Consider the following 1,280-nt stretch of genomic DNA (forward strand, 5'->3'; position numbering starts at 1 on the left):
CGCTAGTGCGTTGACCATGAACGTTCACCGGGTTGGCGACACGCCGGGCAACGTCCCTGACTGGCGGGGCGAGGGCTTCACTGTCGGTGTCGACAGCGGGTCAGTGGCGGGAGTGGGTCTCGGATGGCAGAACCGGTCAGAGCGCGACGGTTGACCGACGAGGAAGGTCGGCGGCTGACTCAGATCGTGCGCCGCGGGCGGGGAAACCCGATCCGAGTCCGTCGGGCGACAATCATCATGGCTTCGTCCTCGGGGACGCCGGTGCCGGCGATCGCTCGCCTCGTGGCTGCCGACGAGGACACTGTGCGGGACGTGATCCACGCGTTCAACGAGCGGGGGCTGGCCGCGCTGGACCCTCAGTGGGCGGGAGGCCGTCCCCGCCTGATCAGTGACGACGACATCACATTCATCGTCACGACGGCCACCACCCGACCGGACAAGCTCGGGTGCCCTTTCACGCGCTGGAGCATCCGCAAACTCGTCGCGCACCTGAGCCGCTGCCACGAACGACGGATCGTGATCAGCCGCGAGCGGCTGCGGCTGATCCTGCGTGAGGCCGGGGTGTCGTTCCAGCGGACCCGCACCTGGAAGGAGTCCAGGGATCCGGACAAGGACGTGAAACTGGACCGGATCGAGGAGGTGACCAGCCGGTATCTCGACCGGTGCTTCGCGTTCGACCAGTTCGGGCCGCTGTCGATCCGCCCCTGCCACGGTTCGGGCTGGGCGCCGGAGAAGAAGCCGACCCGGCTACCCGCCACCTACACCCGCACGCACGGGATCCGCTACTTCCATGGCTGCTACAGCCTGGGCGATGACCAACTCTGGGGCGTGACCCGCCGCCGCAAAGGCGGTGATCACACCCTTGCCGCGCTCAAGTCCATCCGAGCCGCCTGCCCGGACGGCGCACCCATCTACGTGATCATGGACAACCTATCGGCGAACAAGACACCGAAGGTTCGAGCGTGGGCGGCCCGCAACAAGGTCGAGCTGTGCTTCACCCCGACCTACGCCTCCTGGGCGAACCCGATCGAGGCCCAGTTCGGGCCGCTGCGCACCTTCGTCATGGGCGCCTCGAACCACCCCAACCACACCGTCCTGGCCCGGCGGCTGCAGGCCTACCTGCGCTGGCGCAACGCCAACGCTCGTCACCCCGACGTCCTGGCCGCGCAACGCCGAGAACGAGCCCGTGTCCGCAGCGAACGCCAGCAACGCTGGGGCCGCCCCCGAGCCGCGGCCGCCGCGTGATCAAACCCGGCGAACGTATGTGGCCAACGCACTAG

At 68.3% G+C, this 1,280-nt stretch carries 1 protein-coding gene; it reads left to right on the forward strand.

The annotated features are described in order from the left end of the window. The first annotated feature begins 150 nt into the window (after positions 1-150). A complete protein-coding gene (locus ACFPL3_RS41980) occupies positions 151-1,245 on the forward strand; it encodes an IS630 family transposase (RefSeq protein ID WP_379591033.1) in 1,095 nt (364 codons plus the stop codon). The last annotated feature ends 35 nt before the right edge of the window (positions 1,246-1,280 follow it).

Source organism: Pseudonocardia zijingensis, from assembly GCF_042657305.1.
Lineage (GTDB): Bacteria > Actinomycetota > Actinomycetes > Mycobacteriales > Pseudonocardiaceae > Pseudonocardia > Pseudonocardia zijingensis.